Source organism: Raineya orbicola (assembly GCF_002843425.1).
GTDB lineage: Bacteria > Bacteroidota > Bacteroidia > Cytophagales > Thermonemataceae > Raineya > Raineya orbicola.
Window position 1 is genome coordinate 1 of record NZ_NKXO01000067.1, and the last position, 7,106, is coordinate 7,106.

Annotated in this window: 7 protein-coding genes; 3 read left to right on the top strand and 4 right to left on the bottom strand. The window is 38.3% G+C overall.

The features are described from left to right. The first annotated feature begins 186 nt into the window (after positions 1-186). Positions 187-390: a hypothetical protein gene (locus Rain11_RS13305; RefSeq protein WP_101359862.1), complete on the top strand. Its 204-nt coding sequence runs from the start codon at positions 187-189 to the stop codon at positions 388-390. A gap of 119 nt (positions 391-509) precedes the next feature. On the opposite strand, the gene Rain11_RS13310 is transcribed toward Rain11_RS13305, so the two are convergent. Next, positions 510-1,478, bottom strand: coding sequence for a DMT family transporter (locus Rain11_RS13310; protein WP_101359863.1), 969 nt, complete (start codon positions 1,476-1,478; stop codon positions 510-512). 27 nt (positions 1,479-1,505) lie between these two features. Further along, the gene (gene rpsU / locus Rain11_RS13315) at positions 1,506-1,697 is read right to left on the bottom strand and encodes a 30S ribosomal protein S21 (protein WP_101359864.1); all 192 of its coding nucleotides are present in this window, start codon (positions 1,695-1,697) and stop codon (positions 1,506-1,508) included. Positions 1,698-1,841: 144 nt separating this feature from the next. Here rpsU and Rain11_RS13320 point away from each other — a divergent pair, with 144 nt between their 5' ends. After that, positions 1,842-2,852, top strand: a complete 1,011-nt coding sequence (locus Rain11_RS13320) for a sugar phosphate nucleotidyltransferase (protein ID WP_101359868.1) — start codon at positions 1,842-1,844, stop codon at positions 2,850-2,852. Continuing rightward, a complete protein-coding gene (rlmB, locus tag Rain11_RS13325) occupies positions 2,852-3,604 on the top strand; it encodes a 23S rRNA (guanosine(2251)-2'-O)-methyltransferase RlmB (protein WP_101359865.1) in 753 nt (250 codons plus the stop codon). The genes Rain11_RS13320 and rlmB overlap by 1 nt, the downstream gene beginning before the upstream one ends. 176 nt (positions 3,605-3,780) lie before the next feature. Here rlmB and Rain11_RS13330 read toward each other — a convergent pair whose 3' ends face one another. Together Rain11_RS13330 and Rain11_RS13335 are read right to left on the bottom strand one after the other, a co-directional pair. Then, positions 3,781-6,426, bottom strand: a complete 2,646-nt coding sequence (locus tag Rain11_RS13330) for a carboxylesterase family protein (RefSeq protein ID WP_165778149.1) — start codon at positions 6,424-6,426, stop codon at positions 3,781-3,783. Between the two features lie 23 nt (positions 6,427-6,449). After that, positions 6,450-6,872 carry a hypothetical protein gene (locus tag Rain11_RS13335; RefSeq protein WP_101359867.1) on the bottom strand — a complete coding sequence of 141 codons (423 nt, stop codon included), beginning with the start codon at positions 6,870-6,872 and terminating at the stop codon, positions 6,450-6,452. Positions 6,873-7,106: the final 234 nt, after the last annotated feature.

Here is a 7,106-nt window from a genome sequence, read left to right on the forward strand (position 1 = left end):
CAATTTGTGGTCTGGAATTATTGCCTACAAATTCCTAGATAAAAAGCCCACTATTAGAGATTTTCAAGAAAAAAATCTACTTACAAATTTTGAACTTTTTCAAGATATTGCCGCTTAACTCACGTTACTTTTAAAAACTACAAACAAAATCAACTCACTAATGCCGTCAATATCGCCTTTACTGCTTTGATAGCCGCTCAAATCCTCTTGGAAAAGTACAAAATCCTTTTCAACAATCCTAATCTTTCTATTACAGACCTCAAAGCCATTCAGAAAGCTGAAATGTGCTATAAGTATTTTTTTTATACCTCACAAAAAAACAATAAGGATTTTCTTAATGATGAAATCTTTCTTAATTTTGTTAAATTAAACGCCGTCAATATCCACTAATTCATAACTTGGCGGTCATATTGAAGAAAAGTGGAGAAAAAATTTCTAAAAACCTTGAATAATTTTGTAACCAAGTAAATTTTTCAATTTACTTTAAGCATTGAAAATTTAAGAGAAGGCTAACGAAACCTATTCATTACCAAAACGCCTACAATGATAAGGCTCATACCCGCAAGATGAAACAAAGTAATACTTTCTCCACTCATAACCCCTAAACTCACCCCAATAAGCGGTATGACATAAGTTACAGAACTTGCGAAAAGAGGGGAGGAAATTTGCAGAAGTTTGTAAAACAAAATAGAACTTATTCCAGAACCCACAACGCCCAAAATCATAACATACGTGAGTGCTTCGTAGCCTTTGCTGTGGTTTTGAAGCGTAGGTAGAAAGTCTGTAAAGCCAAACAAGATAATATTTGCCACAAGTCCAACCATAAAAATAGAAATAGTTGTGATGTGGATAGGTTTGACATCGGCTAGAAATTTGCCTGTTAGATTTACATTAAAGCCGTAGCCCAAGGTTGCACACACAATTAGTAGTGCATAAGCGTTGAATTGCAAGTTGCCTTTTTGGTAAAAAATAAGCACCGTGCCTATTATTCCCAAAAAAATACCAATAGCTTTTTGCCAAATGGCTTTTTTACGGAAAAAAGTAATCCCTACCAAAAACGTAAAAAAAGGCGTAAGCGAATTGAGAATACTGGCTACCGAACTACTGATTTGCGTTTGAGCAATTGCAAAAAGGAAAGCGGGAATTAGGTTTCCGAGCAAGCCTGAAAGTAGTAAAAAACCCCATTTCCGAAAAGCTACTTGCTTAAAATGCCAACAAAATGGTACGCAAACCACTAAAAAGGCGGAAGCTATCCGTAAACTGGCTACTTGCATTGGAGAAAAGACTTCCAAACCTTTTTTGATGAGTAGAAAAGAAGTTCCCCAAATGGCAGAAAGAGCTATGAGCAAAATCCAAGCGGTAATAGGGTACTTGTGTGTCTGTTGGGCGGATTGAGTGAGTGTAGGCATACAATTCAATGCAGAGCTGGCAAGAGCTTTTAAGGGCTTAACGCTGAAATAGAAAATAAATTGTATCAAAAAACCCTGCTTTCGCAGGGCTTTGAATTATTCTTCTGTTTGTTTTAATCTTTCGCGATAGGCGGCACGCAATACAGTTCTACGACGAGCAACCGACTTCTTTTCAAAGAATGCACGATTACGCAACTCACGTAAGATGCCTGTTTTTTCAAATTTCTTTTTGAAACGTTTGAGAGCCTTATCTATGTTTTCGTTTTCTTTTACTTGTATTACAATCATTGCTTGACACCTCCTTTACTTTTGGGACTGCAATATTAGGAAAAATTTCTGATGCCCACAAATACTTTTTGCTTTTTTCTTTTCGCGTTTGCCCAATTTTTCAGAAATTGCAAACCCAAAACAAAAAAATCAAAGATTCAGCGTATGAAAATCATTGTGCCAATGGCGGGTTTGGGTAAGCGTATGCGTCCTCATACACTTACTACTCCGAAACCTTTACTTCCTATTGCAGGCAGACCTATCGTAATGCGTTTGGTGGAAGATATTGTTCGTATTTGTGGGCAAAAAGTAGAAGAAATAGCCTTTGTCATTCACCCCAGTTTTGGCGAAAAAACCGAAAAAAACCTCTTACAAGTAGCTGAAAGTTTAGGCTCAAAGGGAAAAATTTACTATCAAGAAGAGCCTCTCGGCACTGCTCACGCTATTTTATGTGCAGGTGATAGTTTGCAAGGCAATGTAGTAGTAGCTTTCGCCGATACACTTTTCAAAGCAGATTTTCAGCTTGATACCACCAAAGATGGTATTATTTGGGTGCAAAAAATTGATGACCCTCGCCAGTTCGGTGTAGTGAAACTTAATGAACAGGGCGAAATCATTGAGTTTGTAGAAAAACCGCAGACTTTTGTTTCGGACTTGGCTATCATTGGCATTTATTATTTCAAAGATGGAGCATACTTGAAAAAGCATTTGCAATATCTTTTGGATAACAATATCAAGGATAAGGGCGAATATCAACTCACCAATGCCCTTGAAAATATGAAAAATGAGGGAACAAAATTCAGTACAGGGCAAGTGTTGGAGTGGCTGGATTGCGGCAATAAAGATGTTACGGTTTATACCAATCAGCGGTATTTGAGCTTTTTGGAAGAAAGAAAAGCCCCTTTGCGAGCTAAATCTGCTCAAATTGAAAATAGTGTTATCATTGAACCTTGCTTTATTGATGCCGATGTAAAAATCAGTAACAGCGTTGTAGGTCCTTATGTTTCTGTGGGCAGGGGAACGCATATTCAAAATTCTGTGGTGAGAAATTGCATTATTCAGGAAAATAGCCATCTGGAAAACTTGAACTTGCACAATTCAATGATAGGTAATTCGGTAAAATGGGTAGCTCAACCGCTGAACGTGAGTGTAGGGGACTTTAATCAGATTTCATAATGCAAAAAAACAATTCTCCCAAAGATTTTATTTTTGGTATTCGGGCAATTATAGAAGCCTTACGGGCAGGAAAAGAAATTGATAAATTACTGATTCAGCAAGATTTAGGCAAATCTGTACTAATGGGGGAACTTTTGGAACTTGCTAAAATACATCAAATTCCAACGCAAAGAGTACCCATTTTCAAACTCAATAAAATCACTGCGAAAAATCATCAGGGAGCTATTGCGTTTCTTTCGCAGATAGATTACGTAAGTTTTGAAAATATCTTGCAAAGTACCTTTGAAAAAGGGGAAACTCCGCTTTTTTTGCTTTTGGATAGCATTACTGATGTTCGTAATTTGGGAGCAATAGCTCGCAGTGCCGAAGGGTTAGGGGTGCATTGTCTCATTGTGCCTGAAAAAAATTCTGCTCAAATCAATAGCGATGCCATTAAAACTTCGGCGGGGGCTTTACATCATTTGCCTGTGGCAAGAGTGAAAAGTTTGTTGCAGGCTGTAAAATACTTGCAAGAGGCGGGCTTGCAAGTGGTTGCCTGTACCGAAAAAGCAACTCAAAACATTTATGAAATAGACTTTTCCATTCCTACGGCTTTGGTAATGGGGGCAGAGGATACAGGAATTGCAACGCCTATTTTGAAACAATGCGACAAATTAGCAAAAATCCCTATGCAGGGGAAAGTAGATTCGCTGAACGTATCAGTTTCAGCAGGCATAGTGCTTTACGAGGTAATTAGACAAAGGGCTGAATAGTAAAGAAGGCTTCACTCCTTAAAGTTGAAGCCTTCAATCTAAATCTATTCATATACTTATTTTCAAAATGCTCAAAGTTGGGATTTCAAGATTTTATCTCTCCTTTTGTGTTTGTATCAATTGTATAAAATCCTATTTCCTGCTTCTTGTTTCCTGTTTCTTGTTTCCTGTTCCTCTTATTGTTTTACGACCTTTTCTATGAAAGTTTTTTCCAGTGTAATTACTTTGCAATAGTAGGTATCAGGGGCAATTTGAGGTACTTGCACAAAATTATCAACAAAATAAGTGCGTTTTTCAAAAGTAACATTGCTAATTATTTTACCTACATTATCAAACACAATAATTTGCACACTTCCCAGATATTTGCCTTGTAAAATAGCATTGAAACCATTACCACTGAAAGGATTGGGCATAAGGGTAAGTTGTAGATTTTCAGGAGCTACATAAAAGGTTCGTTCAACAGGTTCGGCGGGGTGATAAACATTGTTGCCTGCCTGCAAGGCTCGTATAGTTACAAAACCTATGCCTCCGAAAATCACCTTTTTGCCGTTGAGTGTAACATTTCCACTTACTACTTCCAAAGTTACAGGTAAGCCACTGCTTGCCGAAACGTTCAGTTCAAAGCCGCTTTCAGTAATGATTTTATCTGCAACAGGTTCAAAATTGATAACCTGATTACGTTTGATAACTTGGAAAGTTTGCTCCACATTGGGTGCAGGCTCAAAATAGTAGTTTCCTGCTTGTGAGGCTCGTACCGTGATAGTGCCTGCCTGATTGAAAACAACCGTATTACCTGAAATTGAAGCTACTCCTGAAATAACCGAAAAAGTAACAGGCAGACCTCTATTAGAAACTGCATTGAGCGTTACGGGGCTTTCATCTACAAATTTCGTACTGATAGGGGCAAAAGTAAGCGTTTGAGTACCTTTTTGTACGGTGATAGTAAAGCTATTGCTTACGGTGCCGCCTCTGCCGTCATTGGCGGTAATGGTGATAGTGGTAGTGTTAATATCTTGGGCGGTGAAAGTTACTTGGTTACCCGATTGAGTGATATTGACAACTCCTGTGGGAGAGGCACTGATGCTGTAAGTCAGGTTATCTCCGTCGGGGTCGCTGAAAATGCTTGAAATATCATTGATAACAAAAGGCGGGTCTGCGTAGCGAATAGTTTGGTTAGCCACAGGGCTGACTACCACAGGCGGGCGATTGACTGTTACGGTAAAGGATTGAGAGCGTTTGCAACCTGCGTTATCAGTGGCTTCCACGGTGATTGTAGTAACACCTGCTCCTATAATAGTAAGCGTAAGAGTACTGCCTGAAACACTTGGATTTACAATTCCTGTGGGGGAAGCAGTAGCTGTGTAACTCATAGAACCGCCTTCGGGGTCGGTGAAAGCTCCTGTTAGATTGATAGTCGGACTGCCATCAGAAATTTGATAGAGTTGATTGCCGATAGGAGTGCCTATGTTAGGAATTTGGTTGATGGTGATAGTTTTGGAAACTGAGGTCAAAGCACGAGCAAGCCAACGACTATAAGGCGTGCAGGTTACAGAACGCACAGTAGCCGAAGGACTCCAAGTAATGCTAATAGAATGTTTGTATTGATAATTAGTGGTGTTGATAGTTCCTCCTACTACTTGCCAATCGTAATAAAAGTTGGCATTGGTGCTTAAAGTATAAGTTTGGGTAAGTTCGTTGCTGCAAACTACACTAGGACCGCTCAAAGTTACATCAACGGGTTTGAGACGAAAATCATAGAAGAAGTCGCTACCACGTGGTGCAATGTCGGAGTATAAATTTGAACCATCAAAATGTACGCCGTGTCCTCTGTTGGTATAGCCCCAAAAACGATAAGGGGCATTAAGGACAATGGCTCTTGCTCTTAAATCATTACTTCCGTGAACAATAGGCAGGTTAAAACCGGGAAACCAGTTGAAATTAGAAAAGGGCTCACCGTTGTTGTAGGGTATAACATCATCATCAGAGCTATGGAAATAAACACCAGGGGCATCGTTAGGTCCTTCCATAAAGCCAGGAACGGTTTGGCTGAAAGGAGGATCTTGTCTACCCAAAGCTCCTGCAAAACCCATTGCCGCATTGGCTTTACCACTTATAGGGTTTCCATTGATATCTAATTTGTTATCTCCTATGGCATCAAGAGTTCCCAAATCAGGACGAGTTGTCATATATGTAAAAGTAGAAGCAGGTCTTTCACTTTCTTTATCCATATAAATATTATGCAGTGCAATAAATGCTCCTGCACTATGGCCTGCAATGAATATTTGATTGGGATCTACACGATAAGTGGAGGCATTGTTTCTGAAAAATCTGACTGCTGAACGTCCATCTTGTACGCCTCTATAAACCGCACGTTTGGAAAGTTGCTCGTCGGTTATATTCATTCCTAAACGATAATCTATGGTGGCAGTTACAAAGCCTCGCCGAGCAAAGGCTTGGCAGAGTTGTATCATACTTGTTTCGGTACGCGAACCTGTAACAAAACCTCCCCCAAAACAGAAGATAATGACAGGTCTTTTTGTGAGTGTATCAATCACAGGGTTAGGTTGGTAAATATCCATTCTTAAAGTTACAATTTGCCCTGCGGGAGAAGTAACATTCCCATAACGCTCCTCATTAGCAAACTGTATTCCAAACAAGTTTGTAGTAGTTACGTGAGGTATATTAGTGCTAAATACCACGTTGTTGGTGGTAACCAGCTGTGCATTGGTAAAAATTTCACTTTTATACCTATTGGGCAAGGGCTGTGCTATTACTGAACAAGCCACCCACCAGCCAAGCAGAAGTGTAAAAAATTTTCTCATAAGCATTTATTTTAGGCAGTTAATTATTTTTGAACTAATTGATAGGTTTTCTGTTGTAGGGTTCTGTCTTGCACAAATTTGTTTTTTATTTCTTCGTAGCGTTTCTGAGATAATCCTTTCTCTTTTATTTTTTTCACAAATTCGGCATCATATTTATCTTTTTCAATTTGCAAGCATTTCTGAATTTTTTCCATTTCTTGCTTTTCGCTTTCAGTAAGTTTGGGGTTTTTTCCCATTGCTTGAGCTTGCATAATCTCTGTCATTCTTTGTTCAGAAATTTTGCTTTTTGCCACACAACGAGGCATTAGGGTAGGTAAATCAAAAGGGTTGCTTAATTCGTATTGGTAGAGATGATAGAATTTGATAAGCTCTTCATCTTTGAAATTTTGAGCAGAAATGCTCCCCCAACTTATTCCCCAAAAGAGTAAGAGTAGATATTTTTTCATAAATTTATTTAAACTTTGCGTTCAGAAAATTATTCTGCAAACATACGGAATTTTTTCAAAATAAAAAAAGCTATTGACAAAATTTTATTTTGATAAATTTAGACTAAGAAGTTGTTTAGGATTGAAAAAGATTTCCAATGAAAGTTGTATATTTAGGTGCTGAAACTAAAATATTACTTTTCATGGAAATCTTAAGCAAAGATAATATAAAAAGGTATATAATACCACATTTAC

Coding starts and splice junctions, on each gene's coding strand:
- Rain11_RS13330 (WP_165778149.1), bottom strand. CDS start 6,426: ATGAGAAAATTTTTTACACTTCTGCTTGGCTGGTGGGTGGCTTGTTCA.
- rpsU (WP_101359864.1), bottom strand. CDS start 1,697: ATGATTGTAATACAAGTAAAAGAAAACGAAAACATAGATAAGGCTCTC.
- Rain11_RS13335 (WP_101359867.1), bottom strand. CDS start 6,872: ATGAAAAAATATCTACTCTTACTCTTTTGGGGAATAAGTTGGGGGAGC.
- Rain11_RS13320 (WP_101359868.1), top strand. CDS start 1,842: ATGAAAATCATTGTGCCAATGGCGGGTTTGGGTAAGCGTATGCGTCCT.
- rlmB (WP_101359865.1), top strand. CDS start 2,852: ATGCAAAAAAACAATTCTCCCAAAGATTTTATTTTTGGTATTCGGGCA.